Consider the following 19,594-nt stretch of genomic DNA (forward strand, 5'->3'; position numbering starts at 1 on the left):
ATAATAGAGTTTAGTATTATTCTGCTTCATTTAACTTTTTAATTATGTCATAAGCACCTTGTTTTTTAAGTACTTGACTCACTTCTATACCTAATTGTACAGGATCAGAACCCAATGTAGTATGTTCGTATCTTTCCTTACCATCTGGAGACATAATCAGTCCTGTAAATTCAATTTGGTTATCGTGAACAATTGTTGCATATCCACCTATAGGAACCTGACAGCTGCCATCCATTTCTGATAGAAAAGTACGTTCAGCAGTCACACATTGTGCTACATCATGATTGTGTACTTTAGCTAATAAATCTAAAAGTTCTTTGTCATCACTCCTACACTCAATACCAAGTGCACCCTGACCTATAGCAGGCAGTAATACATCTCTATCAAGATAAGTCGTAACAATATTATCTGACCAACCCATGCGTTTTAATCCAGCGGCGGCTAATATAATTGCATCGTAATCTTCAGTCTCTAATTTTTTTAATCGAGTATCGATGTTTCCACGAATCCACTTAATTTTTAAATGTGGGTATTTTGATAAAATTTGAGCGCCACGACGTAAAGAACTTGTACCTACAATGCTACCCTCAGACAATTCTTCTAATGGAATATGATTTTTTGCTATATAGGCATCAAAAGGGATTTCTCTGTCAGGAATACATCCTAATGTGAGACCGTCAGGAATTATACTTGGTACATCCTTTAGTGAATGTATTGCCATATCTATCTCTTTGTTAAATAATTCATTTTGAATTTCCTTAACAAAAAGTCCTTTACCTCCAACTTTGGATAATTGTTTATCTACAATTTTGTCGCCTTTAGTTACAATTTCTTTTATTTCAATATCCAAAGACGGATCGATAAATTTTAATTTATCAATAAATTGTTGACTTTGTGTTAGCGCTAACTTACTTCTTCGCGATCCAACAATTAATTTACGCATACGTTAAATGCCTCCTAGATACCGATTTTTATATGAAAAACAGGTTATTTCTTACCTAAAATGAGTTAAAAAGAATAGATTAATCATACACAAACAAAATAATATAATGTTAAAATAGATAAGATTTCTTTGTGATACCCATTTTTTTATTCTAATCAAAATATAAACACCATATAATAAAGTAATAATTGATGAAAATATTACTTTTGGATCTATAAATATCCTTTTACCGACTGCAAAAATCCCCCATTGCGCACCTAAAATTGTACTTAATATAAGGATAATCCATGCAACAAGTGTAGAATAGAAAACGATTGTTTCTAAAGTAGCAACACTACCAATTCTAAAGTAATTTTGATCGAAATTTTTCTCCTTTAAATTTCGATATTGAATAATATAGAGTAATGAATTTACAAATGCGATTGCAAAAAATGCATAACTTAATACTGCAAGTGCTATATGAATAAGTAATAACTCATTAATTACTGCAACTTGTTGAATTTGCGTTTGATAATGTTCAGGCTGAAATGTATTTAAAGTCATTAGAATAAATCCTATCAAATTAAGGAAGAAAACGGAAAAATTCATTACTTTAATCAAATTCAATATCAACGAAATTGATATAATAATCCATGTTAAAGAGAAAAAAACGTCAAATATAGAACCTAGTGGCACTTGTTTAGTATGAATAAAAAAAATAGACAAAGAGATTGTTTGTAAAACCCAAACAATCCCTAATGAATAAAAACCTACAGTTCTAGTCTTATAATTTTTATTAATGAAATCAACAAAGTAACATATAATACTAAACAGATAAATCATTAATATGATTTCATGAAATCTAATTAACAGGGTTTCTTGCATATCATCACCAAATTAATATGCTTATTCAAAACTAAATATTCGATGCGCTAAGATTTCCTTTGCTCTACTCTCTTTTTCTAACTTTGCTTTTTCACGAGGATCTTCGGCTTCAATATCAAATATGTTTTGAAATAGCTCTAATTTTTCATTACTTTTTTTATCAGTACTTAATTCCTTAGCCTGTTTGATAGGATCTTTTAACATTTGATTGATAATACTTTTTGTATGTTTCGAAATGACTTTACGTTCTCTTTCAGAGAGATCTGGCAATTTACGATCAATACTTTCCATAGTTTCTGCTTGGATATTCATAGCTTTTTCACGTAAAGCTCTGATTACAGGTACAACGCCAAGCATATTAACCCATTCATTGTGTGAATCAATCTCTTCAGGTATTTGTGCTGCAATAGTTTCAGCAGCTAATTGACGTTCTCTTAAATTGGCATCTACCAAATCTTTCAAATCATCAACATCATAATTAAAAATATTTGTAATTGCATCAATACCTGGTTCAATGTCTCGTGGAACCGCAATATCAATCAGAACTAATGAATCCAGTTTTCTAGTTTCTGAAATTGTTTTCACCATAGAATTAGTAATGATATAGTCTTTAGCACTTGTAGAACTAATTACTATATCTGTAGTTTCTAATAAAGATGGTAATGCTGAAAGCGAATCATATGAAACATTGTGTTTTTCGGCTAAAATTTTAGCTTTAGACAATGTCCGATTAACAATTGTTACACTTGAAATTCCAGAACCTAAAAGATTTAAGAGTGATAATTCACCCATTTCCCCCGCTCCAATAACGACAGCATGTTTACTTTTTAATTTTCCAAATACCTTTTTAGCTAATTCAACAGCAGCATAAGAAACACTTACAGCATTATCTGCAATATCTGTTTCACTGTGTGCTTTTTTAGCAAAAGTAATCGCTTGTTTAAATAGATGATTAAAAATCGTTCCAGTTGTGCCAGCATTTTGTGCTAAGAAAAATGAATCGCGCATTTGTCCTAAAATTTGTGTTTCACCAAGCACAATTGAATCCAAGCCAGAAGTGACACGCAATAAATGTTCAACTGCATCGTCCCCCACTTTAACTTCCGACATATCTTTAATATCATCTACTTCAAATCCAAAAGAGCGCGCTAAAAATCTTTGTATATAATAACGTCCTGTATGAACTTGATCAACAATAGCGTATACTTCAGTACGATTACATGTAGATAAAATGACATTTTCTAAAATTGCTTTAGTTTCATATAAATCTTCATGTGCTAATCGTAAGGCATCATCTCTAAAAGCAACTTGCTCTCTTAATGTTACATCAGCTGTTCGATGATTTATGCTAATTGCAACAAAATGCATTTATAACGCCCTCCATATACTAACAATAAAACAAGTATAACACATTTAAAAAGATGTTTAAGTGGAATGCTTAAATAAATTAGAAAGATTATAATCTACATTCAATTTTTTGTCAAAATAACGACATTTTTTTATTGTGGTTAAAATACATTTCTCTAATTGAAAAAATTTATATATATGTTTCAATAAAGTTCCAAATTTCTTGCTGTTTACTATTCTTAATTGAAGAATAGCTTATAATATTGTCTCCAGGCTCTAATTCTAATTTGTCTTTTATTCTTTTGATATGCTTTTGTACTTTTCCTTTAGCAATTTTATCTTCCTTAGTACATATTACAAGTGTTGGTATATCAAAATGTTTAAGATAATTGTACATTAGCACATCATCTTCAGTAGGTTGATGCCTTAAATCAACAAGTTGAATAACAAGTTTTAAATTCTCTCGTTGTGTAATATATTCTTCAATCATTTTACCAAATTTTTCTCGTTGAACTTTACTTACTTTAGCGTATCCATATCCCGGTACATCAACAAAAATAAGTTGTTCATCTATATTATAGAAATTCAATGTCTGTGTCTTACCAGGTTGTTGTGACGTTCGCGCCATATTTTTGCGCCCAATCATACTATTAATAAATGTAGATTTACCTACATTTGAGCGTCCACTTAACGCTACTTCTGTTAAACCAGTGTCAGGGTACTGCGCTTTTTTAACAGCACTTATAATTAAGTTGATATTATTTGGATTTATATTCATAAACTTCCTCTTTCTTATACTATTGTATAATTAACTTTAACATTTTTTTCTATGTTTACATAAAAAAAAACTGAGTCACAATTCACGTGACTCAGTATTAAATCAAATTTTTTAAGCAGATGTCTTATTCTTATTAATTAGATTTCCTTCATCATCATATAATTCAGGCTCAATTTCTTCATTAATCGTTTGTTCAGTAATGACTACTTTACTTACATTTTCAGAAGAAGGTACATCATACATGATGTCAATTAATGCTTCTTCTATAATTGAACGTAATCCACGCGCTCCAGTTTTACGTTCGATTGCTTTTTCACTTATAGCAGATAGAGCCTCTTCAGAAAACTCTAATTCCACATTATCTAACTCTAGCATTTTAGAGTATTGTTTAACTAGCGCATTTTTAGGTTGAGTTAAAATATTTTTAAGTGCAGCAACATCTAAAGTTTCAAGATTAGCAACTATAGGTACACGACCAATAAATTCTGGAATTAATCCATATGATTGGAGATCCTCTGGACGAATTTGTTCCAGTAAAGCTTCTTCATCATATTTATCTGCTTCATTACTAGCAAATCCTATCACTTTTTCTCCTAAGCGTCTCTTAATGACTTCATCGATACCATCAAAAGCTCCACCTAAGATAAATAATATGTTTGTCGTATCAATTTGAATTAATTCTTGATTTGGATGCTTTCGACCACCTTGTGGCGGTACACTAGCAGTTGTACCTTCTAAAATTTTAAGCAATGCTTGTTGTACACCTTCACCAGACACGTCGCGCGTGATTGAAGTATTTTCAGATTTACGCGCAATTTTATCAATTTCATCGACATATATAATACCTTTTTCAGCTTTATCAATGTCGAAATCAGCAGCTTGAATAAGACGTAATAAGATGTTTTCTACGTCATCACCTACATAACCTGCTTCAGTTAAACTTGTAGCATCAGCAATTGCAAATGGTACATTTAATGTTTTAGCTAGTGTTTGAGCTAATAATGTTTTACCACTACCAGTTGGCCCAATTAATGCGATATTACTTTTTTGTAATTCAACATCGTCTTCATTTGGACCTAATTGTTGAATACGCTTATAGTGATTATATACAGCAACTGCTAATGATTTTTTGGCTTTTTCCTGACCAATGACATATTCATTGAGGTGATCCATAATTTCTTTAGGAGTTGGTAATTCCGTAAATCCTTCAGACGTATTTTGTGCTAATTCTTCTTCAACGATTTCTGAGCACAATTCAATACATTCATTACAAATATAAACGCCACTTCCTGCGACTAATTTTTTCACTTGATCTTGATCTTTACCACAGAAAGAACATTTTAAATTTTCTTCATCTTCATTGAATTTGAACATTCTTTTTTACACCCCTATTCCATAAAGACTATACTAAAAAGCATTTTACAATGCAACTTAACATATTTACAATCAAGATGCTTAAATAACTTGGAGCGGGACTGAAATCTTATTCTTAATGAATGATTTCATTGTCCCGCCCCTAAATTTCATTTAACATCAACAATAATAAATCATAATGATGCTATATTAAGTTGTCAATCTATACAATTGACACTGCCTATATTTCATTCAACTTATAGACAATTGACTAATTCAATATTAAGCATTCATTTAATGAACGATACTAGTCTTCTTTAGTAGCTTCAACATATTTCGCGTTATCTCTTAATAAATCAATAACTTTTTGAATGCGTACATCATTTTTAACAATATCTGTATTACCTAAAGTAGATTTAATATCTTCTACAGAAATGTTAAATTGCTCGCTCATTTTTTCTAATTCTTTATCAATATCTTCATCAGATACTTCAATATTTTCTTCATCAGCAATCGCAGTTAACGTTAAGTTTGTTTTAACGCGTTGTTCCGCATCGTCTTTCATTTGGTCTCTTAGTTGTTCTTCGTTTTGACCAGAGATTTGATAATATGTTTGCAAATCTAAGCCTTGTTGTTGAATTCTTTGACCAAATTCTTGAATCATACGATCTAATTCAGTATTAATCATTGCTTCAGGAATATCAATTGAAGCATTTTCTGTTGCTTTATTAATAGCTTCTTCTTTTTCAGTATTTTCCGCTTCAGTTGCTTTCTGTTCACTTAAACGTTTGCGGAGATTTTCTTTATATTCGTCCACGTTTTCAGCATCAGAATCTAATTCATTAGCGATTTCATCATTTAATTCTGGTACATCTTTGAATTTAATTTCGTTGACTTTTGTTTTAAATGTAGCTTCTTTACCAGCTAATTCTTCAGCGTGGTATTCTTCTGGGAATGTAACAACTACATCTTTTTCATCGCCAGTTTTCATTCCTTCTATTTGTTCTTCAAAGCCAGGGATGAATGATCCAGAACCAATTTCTAGGTCATAACCTTCAGCTTGTCCGCCATCAAATTCTTCACCATCAACTGAACCTGAGAAATCAATGTTTACTGTGTCACCGTTTTCAACAGCACCATCTTCTTTAACAACCATTTCAGCAAGGTGACTTAAACTATGGTCGATTGATTCTTGTAATTCTTCATCAGAAAGTTCAGTTTCTTGCTTTTCAATTTCTAATCCTTTGTAATCACCTAATTTAACTTCTGGTTCAACTGTAACTGTAGCTTCAAAAATGAAATCTTTACCTTTTTCGATTTGAGTTACATTAACTTCTGGTTGTGCAACTGGACTAATTTCTGTTTCTTCAATTGCTTCACCATAAGCTTCAGGTAATAAGATATCCACTGCATCTTGATATAGTGCTTCTACACCAAAACGTTGCTCAAAAATCGGACGAGGCACTTTACCTTTACGGAATCCAGGCACATTAATTTGTTTGACCACTTTTTTAAATGCTTGATCTAATGCTTTATTTACTTTCTCTGCAGGAACAGTAACAGTTAAAACGCCTTCATTACCTTCCTTTTTTTCCCAAGTTGCTGTCATGTATAAATACCTCCATGATTGACTAATTTATTTTTTCAACTTCCCTATTATAGCATAGGTTTTTAGCGTTAACAAACTTTGAAAACGAAGGGTTGTTCAAGTTTATTTTCAACGATTTCTATATTAAAATTCTTTTACTCAATTTGCAACAAATTAAATTTTACATTTCATTATCTAATGATTTAATGAATTGTAAAGTGTCATTGTTACAGCCATTTATATCTATACCAATTAATTGTTTGAAGTAAACATCATATGCATCTATCCAATCATCAATAGTGTATAACGACTCTATATCTATAGGATACATGAGTATAGAATGATTATTCATCATATGTTGTGCTTCTTTTAAAATATGCAGCGCTCCATCTTCTAATCTATTCATTACGACAGGAATGACCTTGTCTTTAATCGTCGTGTGCTCAATGCCACTTAAATGATTAGGATTGACATTTATCATTTCACCATATTTATGGATTGTAATTGTATGAGAATATTCAGCAAATCTTAAATATTCCAACATTAAGCTCACTAAATTTTTAGGTAACTCTATAGAAATTAATATATTCGCTACTGATTCTTTAAAATTATAATGCCCATTATCAATAAGTTGTAATATTAAAGATGTTTGTTCACGTGTGTTAAGCGAACCAAAATCTGATAAAGATGAAGACAATGCTTCTCTATCTTCATCAAGTCTCGATATTGCATATTCTTTAAGTGGAAAAAGTTCCATTCTGGTTTTATGATTTTTAACTTCATCGATAATTTGATTAATTACTTCAACTGCTTCATAAAATTGACCTAAACCATTCAGACTTTTAATATAATATATCATCAATTCGTCATAACAGTTGAATCCACGTTTTAACAAAATAATTGCCTCTTCTCGTAACTCTAAATAAGCATTCAATTTTAAAAGCATCCGGCATTTCTTTAATGCAATATCCTCGTTAAGGTCGAAATGCTGTTCATATACATTAAACAAATGATACATCTTTTCAAAATCTGCATTTCTTTCTGCATCATTTATTTGTTTAATCACTTTACTTTTAGACTGCGGAAAAGGTATAATATCAGCCATTAATTTAGCACTCCAATCATGATATATCTTGAAGAATTAATGCACTCCATGTTTCAAAATCCTCATAGGAATGAATGTCGCCTTGTTCTATCCATTTAATTTTTAGCGTATCAGTTTCTTTTGCTTCAACATCGTTTGATTGCACAGTGATTTTAAATACGACGCCCATATGAACTTTACCCACATCATTATCATCATCATTTATAAAACCTAAATATTCCATATTTTGAGATTTATTATTACTTAATCCTACTTCTTCTTCTAATTCTCGTTGAGCATTAACTCTTAAAACTTCATTAATTGAATCAGCTCCAGTAACATCATTCATATGACCACCAACACCGATAGATGACTGACCATGTAACCGTTCTTCCCCCCCACCAGAAAGACGCTCGTAAACAAGGATTTCTCCCTTCTCATTTTCTAGTAGGCAATATGATATTAATTGTTTAAACGATGGATCATCTTCCATATCACCACGTCTTTTCACTTCATATTTACTTAACGCGCTAAAAATTTCTTTTCCTTTGAAATTATTTTTATGTAAAAAACCATTAAAAGCATTCTTATCTTTGTTAAATAAAATATCTCTGTTTACAACAATTATTTGTTCATCAAATTTAGACATGATTATCTCCTTTTAGATATAGTATACTATCAGTCATTTTAGCAAAAATTATCATTTTTTGCGATTGAATATATGTATATGTAAAACGATAAAAGTGTCATTATATTCTTAATTAAAATAAGACACAATCTTACATTATTGATATGATGAAACTTTTAGCAAAGTAAAATTATACACCTCACTGTCATAACATGAATGAAAATTTATCTCTTATTAGTTATTGACTTCGTATATATTGATTATTTCAAAGCATGATTTGAAATAACCTAGTATTATGAAAATGACCAAATAAATAAAATATGTCCGTCATTACATCAAGGTATTGTACTCAATATTTAAGTACTTTTAAATAATATATTAACAACAAGCATATAAAAAGACCTGAGACAAAGATTATTGTCTCAGGTCTTGTATAAATATTATTTTAAAGCTTCTTTAGCTTTTGATACTAATTCAGCGAAAGCTTTGTCGTCTGAGATTGCAATTTCTGATAACATTTTACGATTAATATCAATCTCAGCTTTTTTCAATCCGTTCATTAGACGTGAGTAGCTAATGTCATGTTGACGTGCAGCTGCATTAATACGTGTTATCCATAATTTACGGAAATCACGCTTACGTTGACGACGGTCACGGAAAGCATATTGTCCTGATTTCATTACTTGTTGTTTAGCTACTTTATATAATGTATGTTTTGAACCAAAGTAACCTTTAGCTAATTTAATCGTTTTTTTACGACGTGCTCTTGTTACTGTTCCACCTTTAACTCGTGGCATAATAAATTCCTCCTTAGATGATCTCTATCGTATATATTCGTTTAAAATCTTATTTTTTGTATGCTAATAATTGTTTAACACGTTTCATATCACTTTTAGAAACTAACTTAGCTTTACGTAATTGACGTTTTTGTTTAGTATTTTTATTTGCGAATAAGTGAGATGTGAAAGCTCTAGAACGTTTTAATTGACCTGAACCAGTTCTTTTAACACGTTTAGCTGCTCCACGGTGAGTTTTCATTTTAGGCATGATTCATTTCCTCCTATAATTTAACGTTTATTTTTCGTTGATAGGCGCTAACATAATAAACATTTGACGCCCTTCCATTTTAGGCTTTTGTTCAACAGTTGCAATATCTTTACATTCATCTGCAAATTTTTCTAACACACGTTGACCAATTTCTTTATGTGTAATCGCACGACCTCTGAAACGAATTGAAACTTTACATTTATCGCCTTTAGATAAGAACTTACGTCCATTTTTCAACTTAGTTTGGAAATCATGTTCTTCAATAGTTGGGCTTAAACGTAATTCTTTAACATTAATGACTTTTTGTTTCTTCTTCATTTCTTTTTCTTTTTTCTGCTGTTCGAATTTATATTTACCATAATCCATTATTCTCGCAACAGGTGGTTTTGCATTTGGTGCTACAACAACTAAATCTAAATCAACACGTTCAGCCATTTCTAAAGCTTCACGTTTAGATTTAACACCAATTTGTTCACCATCTTGGCCTATTAAGCGTAGTTCTTTTGCACGAATTTTCTCATTAATTTGAGTTTGATCTTTTGCTATGGTTGACACCTCCCAGAAATTTACGAAATTGTTCCAAGCAAAAAGAAGAGCGAGTATAACTACCCGCTCTTCTTAGACACAATAAATGTGTAACATGATTGACCTGCCAACTGCATTAGCGTCGCCACAGGTGAGAAGCGGGTGCTTCTACTTGGTTCGTTTCGTATTCAACGATAATAATCATATCAATATTTATTGTTTAAGTCAAATTATTTTTTAATTATTTTTATGGTGTCTTATTTCTTCCATCGAAACATCTTGCCTTAAGTCAACTTTGTTTAGAGGAATCTTTTTAGTTTTATATCTAAATTTATGGTAAAAGAAGAAAATTAAGAATACAGGAATTCCCATGTAAGTTATAAAAAATCTATTCATATCAAAGTTACCTGTTTTAATAAAATCTACATCTTGTCCAATGATAACTATTACACATAAAACACCTGCAAAAATCGGACCAAATGGGAATAACTTCGCTTTATATTTTAATTTTGATTTATCATAATTTTGTTTATCAAATGCGCGTCTAAATCTAAAGTGACTGATTGCTATACCAACCCAAGCAATAAAACCAGTCATCCCACTAGCAGCTACAATGTATTCATATGCATCTCCACTTAAATGTTGCAAAGCAAAAATAAGAATGACTAGTATTCCAGTAGCAATTAAAGATACATATGGTACCCCATTTTTATTTGTTTTTCCAAAAGAATTATAAGCTAATTTATCTCTACTCATTGAATATAACATTCTTGTTGAAGCATACATTCCAGAGTTACCTGCTGATAATACACTTGTTAATATAACAGCATTCATAAATGAAGCAGCAAAAGCTAGTCCAGCGTTCTTAAATACTAATGTAAAAGGTGAAGTAGCTATACTATCACCACCGCCCATTAACGCTTCACTATCATATGGAATCAACATACCAATAATGAAAATAGCTAGAATGTAAAATAAAAGTATACGCCAAAACACTTGTTTAATCGCTTTTGGAACTGCCCTTTCTGGATTTTCAGATTCACCTGCTGTAATACCAATAAGTTCAGTTCCTTGGAATGAGAAGCCTGCGACTAGAAATACACCGAGAATTGATAGCAAGCTACCACCTAAATTCCCACCTAGTATTGGCCCATCTCCTTTTGTAAACGTATCAAATCCTACAAATTCTCCACCCATAATTCCTAAAATAGTTAAGATACCAATTCCTATAAATATGATGACTGTAACTACTTTGATAAGTGCGAACCAATATTCACTCTCTCCATATACTCTAACGGATAGAGAATTAAGCGCGAAAATAATAATAAGGAAGATACAACTCCAGACCCAAGCTGGTATGCCTTGCATAGGGGACCAATATTGTATAACTTGCGCTGCAATAGTAACATCAGCTGCTACTGTAATCACCCAGTTAAACCAATAATTCCATCCTAAAGCAAATCCTAGTGAGGGATCGACAAAGCGTGTAGCATAAGTACTAAATGAACCTGACACAGGCAAATATGTCGCCATCTCCCCTAACGACGTCATTAGAAAAAACACCATCGCTCCAATAACTGCATAGGCAATCAAAGCGCCCAATGCACCTGCGTCATGTATAGCTCCACCAGAAGTCATGAATAGACCAGTTCCTATACATCCCCCAATGGCAATCATTGAAATATGTCTATCTTTTAACCCTCTTTGAACACCGTCAATTTGTTTATTATTCTTATTCATAGAAGCTCCCTTTCCTTCATAAGTAGAGGCTAACTTGTTACCACATCAATGCATATCATTGTTGTAGATAAATTTGGTATAGATGATATAAAAGTGAAACGATATTAATATCATTTTACTTTTATATCGCTTGTCTTTATATCTGTATCAATAATGTGAAAAGTGGTTACATACCTATAAGATATGCAACCACTTAAGTTTATCTATATAAGGTAGCACATCACATAAAGTGACAGTACAACTTCTATTCGAAAGTTGTCCCAACAATGCTAACTTATGGAATTAACATCATTTCGGCATTATTACCTTTCGCTTATTCAACACTTGTCCCATACGACTTCTGATAAGTTAGTCATTAATAATGCAACCTCTAACTCTATTTATTATATTAATTTGTAATATACATGATATCCTTTATATTTTCAAGTTTATCTATGCTTTTTTAAACGGATTTCATCAATAACATTCCAAATAAATTCATCTTTTTCAACTGATTCTTGTTTTTCAGAACCATATTTTCTTACATTTACTTCTTGATTCTCTACTTCTTTGTCACCTACAACAATCTGATAAGGTATTTTTTTCATTTGAGCTTCACGAATTTTATATCCCATTTTTTCATTACGATCATCAATTTCAACGCGGACACCTTGCGATTTTAGTTCATCTTGTAAAAGTCTAGCATAATCATAATGTAAATCTACATTTACAGGAATAATTTCAATTTGCATTGGCGCCAACCAAGTTGGAAATGCACCTTTTGTTTCTTCAGTTAAAAATGCAACAAAACGTTCCATAGTAGAAACTACACCACGGTGTATAACTACAGGACGATGTTGTTCTCCATCTTGACCAATGTACGTTAAGTCAAAACGTTCTGGTAAAAGAAAATCAAGTTGTGCTGTTGATAAAGTTTCTTCTTTTCCCATTGCTGTTTTTACTTGAACATCTAACTTAGGCCCATAGAATGCTGCCTCACCAATGGCTTCTTCGTATGTTAAACCTAATTCATCTGATGCTTCTTTAAGCATTGATTCAGCTTTTTCCCACATTTCATCATCATCAAAATACTTGTGTTTATCTTCAGGATCTCTATAACTCAATCTGAATCGATAATCTTCAAAACCAAAATCTTTGTATACATCTTGAATCATATTAACTACACGTTTAAATTCTTCCTTAATTTGGTCAGGTCTAACAAAAATATGCGAATCATTCAATGTCATTCCTCGAACGCGTTGTAAACCTGATACTGCACCACTTGCTTCGTAACGATGCATAGTACCCAATTCAGCAATACGTATAGGCAATTCGCGATAAGAATGGGGTTTATTTTTATAAATCATCATATGATGTGGACAGTTCATTGGTCTTAAGACCATAGCTTCGTCTTCATCTAACTTCATTGCTGGGAACATATCTTCTTGATAATGATCCCAGTGACCAGATGTTTTATATAAATCAACATTGGCTAATACTGGTGTGTAAACATGATCGTATCCCATACTTACTTCTTTATCGACAATATAACGTTCTATTTCCCTACGTATTGTAGCACCATTTGGTAACCATAACGGTAAACCAGCACCAACGAGTTGATTATTTGTAAACAATTCTAAATCTTTACCAATTTTACGATGATCACGCTCACGACGTTCTTCCAACATTTTTAGATGTGCTTTCAAATCTTTTTTGTCAAAGAAGGCTGTACCATAAATTCGTTGTAACATTTTATTATCACTATTTCCACGCCAATAAGCACCAGCTGTAGATAATAGTTTGAACTCTTTAATTTTAGAAGTTGAAGGTACATGTACGCCTCGACAAAGATCAGTAAATTCACCTTGTGTATAAAGTGTTACACTCTCATCATCAGGAATTGCATCAATAAGTTCTAATTTATAAGGATCATCCTTGAAGAAGTCTTTTGCTTCTTCTTTACTAACTACTTCTCTTACAATTTTATGATTTTCGTTCACAATTTGTTTCATTGTTTTCTCAATTTTATCAAAATCATCTGATGAAACCTTATCATCCATATCAAAATCATAATAGAATCCGCCTTCTATTACAGGACCAACACCAAATTTAACGTCACCGTATAAACGTTTTAATGCTTGTGCCATTAAATGAGCTGTTGAATGACGAAGTACTTCTAACGCTTCTTCACTCCCAGGCGTAATAATTTCAATAGTTCCATCTTGTTCTAAAGGGCGTGTTAAATCGACAAGTTGACCATTGAATTTTCCCGCAACTGCCTTTTTTCTTAATCCTGGACTAATTGATTGAGCGATGTCTTCTGTAGTAGTCCCTTTATCAAATTCTTTTGTATTACCATCTGGAAATTGAATATTAATTTGATTCATATGTTATCCTCCTATTTAATAAAACATCTGATCGTTGGCTTATTGAATAAATTGACTTTACTGAGCATAAAAAAACTCGCCCCCTAGCAAGGGACGAGTTTGTCGTGGTACCACCCTAGTTAAGTATATGAAAAACATGCGTGACCAGTCATATACTATACTCTACATAAGATAACGGTCTTGAGCCGGATATTCATTACAAATATCAATAATAACGAAGTAGTAATAATTTAATGTGTTAGCCATATTCTCATCAGTTAATGACTTTCTGTGTAACAGAGATTAAATTATCGTATCTTCAATAGTTTCAACGATTAAGATTTATCTCTATTATACACCACATACTTTAAAATTCAATTGTTTCTATAATTTTTGCCAGTCAAATAATAAGGTGACGATAAAGTTTTAATTCTTTCAATAATTCTAGCTGCTTTAGTCTTTTCAGTGCCATCTCTAGTTATTGAAAGATGATGCTCAAGTTCACTATAATTAAAATTAGAACTAAAAAATGTAGGAAGTTCATGTACCATTCTATAATGTAATAAAGGACCAATCACTTCATCTCTTACCCACGGTGTGACTTCTTCTGCGCCAATGTCATCTAACATCAAAATATTAGCTTCTCTCACACGTTGTAATTTTTTTTCAAAACTACCGTCTTTAAAACCACCTTTTAAAGTGCGTATAAATTCTGGTAAATATACAATAGTTGATGAAATTTTTTGCGATTTAAGTTGATTTGCAATAGCACCCAATATGAATGATTTTCCTGTACCAAAAGGACCATATAAATATAATCCTTTTACTTTTTCATCATTAGTAATTGCTGTACAGATTTTGTCAGCTGCCATTGCTACATCAAGTCTCTCTCGATTATTCATATAAATATCTTTTAGCTTTGCATGAAGTGTATCTCTTTGCATATGGTGAGATATAATAAGTTGTGAATCGAATCGTTCCTCATCATGTTTTATTTTACACGGGCAAGGTAGATATCTAATTTTGATTCTTTCATTTTCGATATATAGTTCAGGAACATGTCCTTTTACAAAATTCGGACAATCATCATAGCGATGTCCATCATAGACTTTTTGTTGGTCTTTATACTCTTGAAGAACATTTAAATCTTCGTCTATCATCTCATTAGTTATATGACTACGATTTTTCTCAAGAAAATGTTTAACGTCAGGATCATTAATCACATTTTGTTTTATTTTTTGTATACGTTTATCTAGATTTTGAGAATCGCCCATGATATTTCTGAAACTTTTCATTAATTATCTTCCTCCTTCCACTTTTGATTTAACTTTTCAAGAAATGCTTGTCGATCTTCTTCGAGAGTGTCATCATTTATATCTTTATTATCTTCTTGATTGTCCCTATTTTGAAGCCATTTAGGCGTCTTTTCTTTGGATAAAAATTGATTTTGTCTTCCACGATTGTTCTGCCGTTTATCATTAGAATGTGTTTCATAATTTTTAGGTTGATTAACTTGTAATGCGTATTCATATGCTTGTTTGGCATTTGAAATACCAATTTTCTTCCAGTTAGAAGCAATTTCGAAAATATAAGATTTTGGCAACTTCATATCTTCTTTTAGCATAACAAATTGTAAAAGTATATTGATTACACCAAAATTCATTTTTTCACGGTTAATCAATTCTTCTATCATACTTTTTTGCGACTGTGTAGGTTCTGAATCAGACCAACTTGCTAACATATCAATCGGACTTGTTTCATCTAGCAGTTGTAACCAATCATTTGTAGTATCTTTTGCGTGTCGATCTTTTTTTTCATCGTTAGTATTATGTGTTTGATGCTCTAATTTAGGCAATTGATTATCATGTTCAATCAGATAATAAGTTCTAGCTTGCTTACGCATTTCTTCAAAAGATAACTGTTGTGCACTGGTAATGGAGCTTAATATAACATTTTTCATGCCATCTTCAGTAATCCCATAAAGCGTCGCAAGTTGTATAATCAAATTCTTAGCTTCTTTATCGATAATTTCATTATTAATAAAATGATGGTTCAACATCTGTCTCAACATTTCAAAATCAAAAGTTTCATTAGATAAATCTATGCCATTATAATGTTTGATTTGCTTTAAATTAATTTGATCTGAAACATTGACCTTTTTAGGTACATTGAATACTTCTGTAAATTTTCTAGTGGTCTGTTGATATTTGCTTAAATCTTTCTCATCTTTTTCGAAATAAGATTTAAGTGCTTGATAACGCTTTTTATCAACCTCACTAAATAAAAATACTGATAACATAGGATCATTAAAAAATTGATAGGCTGTTGGAGGCTGAATTAACTCATAAACAAAGTGAGAATACTTTTCTTCATGCCTTACAAATGTTTTAATCAATCCAATAGCCTCTAAATTGTCCATTTGCTCCCTAAAATCTAATAAGTTAATTTTTAGTTCATTCATGAATATATAATGCGTTAACCCGAGTTGTTGACTTTCGTCTATGAATTGACTCATAAAATGATAGAGTCCTATTGATTCAACTCCAATTAAAGGGGTAAATAGTCGATTTAAAATATCTAAATGTTGTGAGGTGAATTCGAAATGTGTAATCACCTCAAATCCATCTTGTGGTTTTAGACCATATTCATAGGTTTGTAACCCCATCTATTTATCACTCCGTTTATTATCACTCAAGATACCTTGCATTGACTCTAAGAGTTGATCAACATCTTTGAATTCTTTATATACAGATGCAAATCTTACATAAGAAACTTGGTCAACATGGATTAATAAATTCATAACATGCTCGCCAATTTCTCTAGAAGAAATTTCAGTTTGTCCTTCATCTCTAAGTTGCCACTCCACTTTATTAGTTATGTCTTCAAGTTGTTGATAACGCACTGGTCGTTTCTCGCAAGATCTTACTAAACCATTTAATATTTTTTCTCTTAAAAATTGTTCTCTTGTTCCATCTTTCTTCACTACTATTAATGGACTTACTTCAATATGTTCAAATGTTGTAAAACGCGTTCCGCAATTTTCACATTCTCTTCTACGTCTAATCGCATTGGCCTCATCTGCATGTCTTGAATCAACCACTCTGGAATGTGTAGAATTACATTTCGGGCATTTCATATATATCACCCTCCCAAGTTTAATCACCGTACATTATACTATAAAAGTACGGTGTAAAAAAGAAAGGTCAATTACAACTATAAATGAAAGAATGTAATGATACATTGATAACACCATTATGTGTAAAAAAGGAAAATATATCTTATAAATAAAGGTTTTAGTGTACTATGTTATTTATTAAAAATATTACATTTTAACGTGATTAAACATATTAAATGAATTTCAATCATTTAAGTGTACTACACAATTTTATAAATACGACCAAAAGTACCATTATTAAATTATAATTTGAAAGATGATTCGTTAAAATCATCTCATTTCAAAATCATCTCAACTTAATTAATAAATAATGACTATGGATTATTTTTCTATAAAGAAAGTATCTAGTAATATGTCTAAAGCTAATTGGTTATCTATAATAACATCAACGGTGCTTCAACTTTGTTTAGGTCTATTTGTATATAAATAAACCTGAGATAATATGGCTATCTCAGGTTTAGTGCAAGTATAAATATTCAGTTAAATGGCTTTTACCATTGCTTTATCATCAATTAATTGTCCAATTTTGTCAGCTACTTCAACAACTCTATTCGAATAACCCCATTCATTATCATACCAAGCGATAACTTTCACCTTATTTTGTCCCATAACCATCGTAGATTGAGAATCAATAATAGCTGAATGCGGATTTGTGTTAAAGTCTACAGAAACTAAAGGAGCTTCTTCAACATCAAGAACACCAGTTAAATCTGCATTTTTAAATGCATCATTAACTTGTGTAACTGTAACATTCTGTTCTAAATCAACAACTAAATCAACGAGAGAGACATTTTTAGTTGGTACTCTTAAAGCCATTCCATGAAGTTTACCTTCAACTTCAGGCAATACTTCTTTAAGTGCTTTAGCAGCACCTGTTGACGTTGGAATAATACTTTCATTACAAGAACGTGCTCTTCTTAAATCTTTGTGTGGATTATCAATATTTTTTTGATCATTTGTTATCGCATGAACAGTTGTCATCAGACCATTTATGATTCCAAATTTATCATTGAGGACTTTTGCAACTGGACCGATACAATTAGTAGTACAAGATGCATTACTAAAGATATCGTATGTATCAATATCAAGTTGATTATCATTGACTCCTTTAACAATCATTTGAACGTCTCCACCTTTAGACGGTCCAGTGAGTAATACCTTTTTAGCACCTGCATTAATATGAGCAACTGCTTTATCTCCGTGATTAAATTTACCTGTAGCTTCTATAACAACATCAATATCCATCTCATTCCATGGTAAATTTTCTGGATTGCGATCAGAAAGTAATTTAATTTCATGTCCATTCACTTTAATACCACTTTCTATCGGTTCAACTTTTTTATCATAAACTCCATGCGTCGTATCATAATTAAGTAAATGTGCAATTGTTTCAGGTGGATAACTAGCGTTAATCGCTTTCACATTTAAATTTTTATTATTTAGTGCTATTCGTAACACCATTCTACCTATTCTACCCATACCGTTAATTGCAATATTCGTTGCCATTCAAAGCACCCCTTGTTTTATATGTTATACTTTATGGAAATAGTATAACATATTCATTTTTAAATGAAAGCGTTTACTGACAAATTTATCTATAAATATAAATAAAGCTTTATCATTTATAAGATTTTGATTCAAACATCGACTATGGAATTGAATAAATAAGGATTCTAATAAAACATCTACTTTTGGATTTACTCTATATCGATTAATCGTTTTATAAGAAAGGTTTAGAATTTGTGAAAAACACATCATTCGAATACTATCATTAAGAAATTTTTTCTACCAGAAAATACAGAATGTGTGTAGTCATATAACACTACTTTCAACATGATATTGGGATGCTATAATGTTGCGCAACGATGCGGTCTGAATTCAGTACCTGGAATTTTTTTACAATATCATTCACATATTGTGACATATCATGTGTGGGAATATGTACTGAAGTTTCCTTTGGTAAAGTAAGTTGAGTCATATTATAATCTTTATGCATAAAGTACCTCGTTAATTTAGTTTAGTGGTATTTGTTAAATTATACAAAAGGACCTTATTTTTGAAAGTATTTCAATGTTAAATTACATATAAATACAAAGTATTTGAGCGAAACTCATGAGAAAATAGGACAAGCTAAAGACTATAGGATGAAGCTGTCCCCTAAGAAAGCGAGCCAACAA

The 19,594-nt window shown here is 31.4% G+C and carries 17 protein-coding genes, 1 pseudogene, 1 riboswitch and 1 other annotated feature; all 18 genes and pseudogenes read right to left on the reverse strand.

What is annotated here, in order from left to right; all coding sequences use genetic code 11:
- Positions 1 to 16: 16 nt before the first annotated feature.
- Positions 17 to 943 (reverse strand): hydroxymethylbilane synthase, encoded by a 927-nt coding sequence (gene hemC, locus HMPREF3058_RS10745; protein WP_002490133.1) that lies wholly within the window; start codon positions 941 to 943, stop codon positions 17 to 19.
- 51 nt (positions 944 to 994) lie between these two features.
- On the reverse strand, positions 995 to 1,807 hold the full coding sequence (gene ccsA / locus HMPREF3058_RS10750) for a cytochrome c biogenesis protein (RefSeq protein ID WP_002491827.1): 813 nt from the start codon (positions 1,805 to 1,807) through the stop codon (positions 995 to 997).
- A gap of 21 nt (positions 1,808 to 1,828) precedes the next feature.
- Positions 1,829 to 3,175, reverse strand: a complete 1,347-nt coding sequence (gene hemA / locus HMPREF3058_RS10755; RefSeq protein ID WP_002491788.1) for a glutamyl-tRNA reductase — start codon at positions 3,173 to 3,175, stop codon at positions 1,829 to 1,831.
- Positions 3,176 to 3,344: 169 nt separating this feature from the next.
- Positions 3,345 to 3,932, reverse strand: coding sequence for a ribosome biogenesis GTP-binding protein YihA/YsxC (gene yihA / locus HMPREF3058_RS10760; RefSeq protein ID WP_002446642.1), 588 nt, complete (start codon positions 3,930 to 3,932; stop codon positions 3,345 to 3,347).
- A gap of 111 nt (positions 3,933 to 4,043) precedes the next feature.
- A complete protein-coding gene (gene clpX, locus HMPREF3058_RS10765) occupies positions 4,044 to 5,306 on the reverse strand; it encodes an ATP-dependent Clp protease ATP-binding subunit ClpX (protein ID WP_002491794.1) in 1,263 nt (420 codons plus the stop codon).
- Positions 5,307 to 5,592: 286 nt separating this feature from the next.
- Positions 5,593 to 6,894: a trigger factor gene (gene tig / locus HMPREF3058_RS10770; RefSeq protein WP_002446643.1), complete on the reverse strand. Its 1,302-nt coding sequence runs from the start codon at positions 6,892 to 6,894 to the stop codon at positions 5,593 to 5,595.
- A gap of 160 nt (positions 6,895 to 7,054) precedes the next feature.
- Complete coding sequence (locus HMPREF3058_RS10775) at positions 7,055 to 7,978, reverse strand: hypothetical protein (RefSeq protein ID WP_002499445.1); 924 nt, start codon at positions 7,976 to 7,978, stop codon at positions 7,055 to 7,057.
- 16 nt (positions 7,979 to 7,994) lie between these two features.
- Positions 7,995 to 8,606, reverse strand: a complete 612-nt coding sequence (locus HMPREF3058_RS10780; RefSeq protein WP_002446645.1) for an NUDIX domain-containing protein — start codon at positions 8,604 to 8,606, stop codon at positions 7,995 to 7,997.
- A 419-nt stretch (positions 8,607 to 9,025) separates the two neighbouring features.
- Complete coding sequence (gene rplT, locus HMPREF3058_RS10785; RefSeq protein ID WP_001830839.1) at positions 9,026 to 9,382, reverse strand: 50S ribosomal protein L20; 357 nt, start codon at positions 9,380 to 9,382, stop codon at positions 9,026 to 9,028.
- A 49-nt stretch (positions 9,383 to 9,431) separates the two neighbouring features.
- Positions 9,432 to 9,632: a 50S ribosomal protein L35 gene (gene rpmI / locus HMPREF3058_RS10790; RefSeq protein ID WP_001830767.1), complete on the reverse strand. Its 201-nt coding sequence runs from the start codon at positions 9,630 to 9,632 to the stop codon at positions 9,432 to 9,434.
- Positions 9,633 to 9,659: 27 nt separating this feature from the next.
- Positions 9,660 to 10,187, reverse strand: coding sequence for a translation initiation factor IF-3 (gene infC, locus HMPREF3058_RS10795; RefSeq protein WP_001830789.1), 528 nt, complete (start codon positions 10,185 to 10,187; stop codon positions 9,660 to 9,662).
- Positions 10,188 to 10,213: 26 nt separating this feature from the next.
- Positions 10,214 to 10,337, reverse strand: a sequence feature (ribosomal protein L20 leader region).
- Positions 10,338 to 10,394: 57 nt separating this feature from the next.
- Positions 10,395 to 11,897: an amino acid permease gene (locus tag HMPREF3058_RS10800; RefSeq protein ID WP_002475306.1), complete on the reverse strand. Its 1,503-nt coding sequence runs from the start codon at positions 11,895 to 11,897 to the stop codon at positions 10,395 to 10,397.
- Positions 11,898 to 12,102: 205 nt separating this feature from the next.
- A riboswitch (Lysine riboswitch) is annotated at positions 12,103 to 12,278 on the reverse strand.
- 47 nt (positions 12,279 to 12,325) lie between these two features.
- On the reverse strand, positions 12,326 to 14,263 hold the full coding sequence (gene thrS, locus HMPREF3058_RS10805) for a threonine--tRNA ligase (RefSeq protein ID WP_002491783.1): 1,938 nt from the start codon (positions 14,261 to 14,263) through the stop codon (positions 12,326 to 12,328).
- A gap of 353 nt (positions 14,264 to 14,616) precedes the next feature.
- A complete protein-coding gene (gene dnaI / locus HMPREF3058_RS10810; protein ID WP_002446648.1) occupies positions 14,617 to 15,537 on the reverse strand; it encodes a primosomal protein DnaI in 921 nt (306 codons plus the stop codon).
- Positions 15,537 to 16,907, reverse strand: a complete 1,371-nt coding sequence (locus HMPREF3058_RS10815) for a replication initiation and membrane attachment family protein (protein ID WP_002491775.1) — start codon at positions 16,905 to 16,907, stop codon at positions 15,537 to 15,539. The genes dnaI and HMPREF3058_RS10815 overlap by 1 nt, the downstream gene beginning before the upstream one ends.
- Entirely contained in the window at positions 16,908 to 17,378 is a 471-nt protein-coding gene (nrdR, locus tag HMPREF3058_RS10820) for a transcriptional regulator NrdR (protein ID WP_002491812.1), read from the reverse strand.
- Positions 17,379 to 17,897: 519 nt separating this feature from the next.
- Positions 17,898 to 18,923, reverse strand: coding sequence for a type I glyceraldehyde-3-phosphate dehydrogenase (gap, locus tag HMPREF3058_RS10825; protein WP_002446650.1), 1,026 nt, complete (start codon positions 18,921 to 18,923; stop codon positions 17,898 to 17,900).
- Positions 18,924 to 19,019: 96 nt separating this feature from the next.
- Positions 19,020 to 19,413: pseudogene (locus HMPREF3058_RS12340) on the reverse strand (IS5/IS1182 family transposase); the annotation flags it as partial.
- Between the last annotated feature and the right edge of the window lie 181 nt (positions 19,414 to 19,594).

The sequence above is a fragment of the Staphylococcus sp. HMSC068G11 genome (assembly GCF_001815825.1).
In the GTDB taxonomy this organism is placed as follows: domain Bacteria; phylum Bacillota; class Bacilli; order Staphylococcales; family Staphylococcaceae; genus Staphylococcus; species Staphylococcus epidermidis.

Excerpts from the sequence above, each read along its gene's own strand:
- HMPREF3058_RS10800 (WP_002475306.1), bottom strand. The coding sequence starts at position 11,897 with ATGAATAAGAATAATAAACAAATTGACGGTGTTCAAAGAGGGTTAAAA.
- tig (WP_002446643.1), bottom strand. The coding sequence starts at position 6,894 with ATGACAGCAACTTGGGAAAAAAAGGAAGGTAATGAAGGCGTTTTAACT.
- hemC (WP_002490133.1), bottom strand. The coding sequence starts at position 943 with ATGCGTAAATTAATTGTTGGATCGCGAAGAAGTAAGTTAGCGCTAACA.
- HMPREF3058_RS10815 (WP_002491775.1), bottom strand. The coding sequence starts at position 16,907 with ATGGGGTTACAAACCTATGAATATGGTCTAAAACCACAAGATGGATTT.
- yihA (WP_002446642.1), bottom strand. The coding sequence starts at position 3,932 with ATGAATATAAATCCAAATAATATCAACTTAATTATAAGTGCTGTTAAA.
- rpmI (WP_001830767.1), bottom strand. The coding sequence starts at position 9,632 with ATGCCTAAAATGAAAACTCACCGTGGAGCAGCTAAACGTGTTAAAAGA.
- clpX (WP_002491794.1), bottom strand. The coding sequence starts at position 5,306 with ATGTTCAAATTCAATGAAGATGAAGAAAATTTAAAATGTTCTTTCTGT.
- HMPREF3058_RS10775 (WP_002499445.1), bottom strand. The coding sequence starts at position 7,978 with ATGGCTGATATTATACCTTTTCCGCAGTCTAAAAGTAAAGTGATTAAA.
- gap (WP_002446650.1), bottom strand. The coding sequence starts at position 18,923 with ATGGCAACGAATATTGCAATTAACGGTATGGGTAGAATAGGTAGAATG.
- rplT (WP_001830839.1), bottom strand. The coding sequence starts at position 9,382 with ATGCCACGAGTTAAAGGTGGAACAGTAACAAGAGCACGTCGTAAAAAA.
- thrS (WP_002491783.1), bottom strand. The coding sequence starts at position 14,263 with ATGAATCAAATTAATATTCAATTTCCAGATGGTAATACAAAAGAATTT.
- HMPREF3058_RS10780 (WP_002446645.1), bottom strand. The coding sequence starts at position 8,606 with ATGTCTAAATTTGATGAACAAATAATTGTTGTAAACAGAGATATTTTA.
- hemA (WP_002491788.1), bottom strand. The coding sequence starts at position 3,175 with ATGCATTTTGTTGCAATTAGCATAAATCATCGAACAGCTGATGTAACA.
- nrdR (WP_002491812.1), bottom strand. The coding sequence starts at position 17,378 with ATGAAATGCCCGAAATGTAATTCTACACATTCCAGAGTGGTTGATTCA.
- ccsA (WP_002491827.1), bottom strand. The coding sequence starts at position 1,807 with ATGCAAGAAACCCTGTTAATTAGATTTCATGAAATCATATTAATGATT.
- dnaI (WP_002446648.1), bottom strand. The coding sequence starts at position 15,537 with ATGAAAAGTTTCAGAAATATCATGGGCGATTCTCAAAATCTAGATAAA.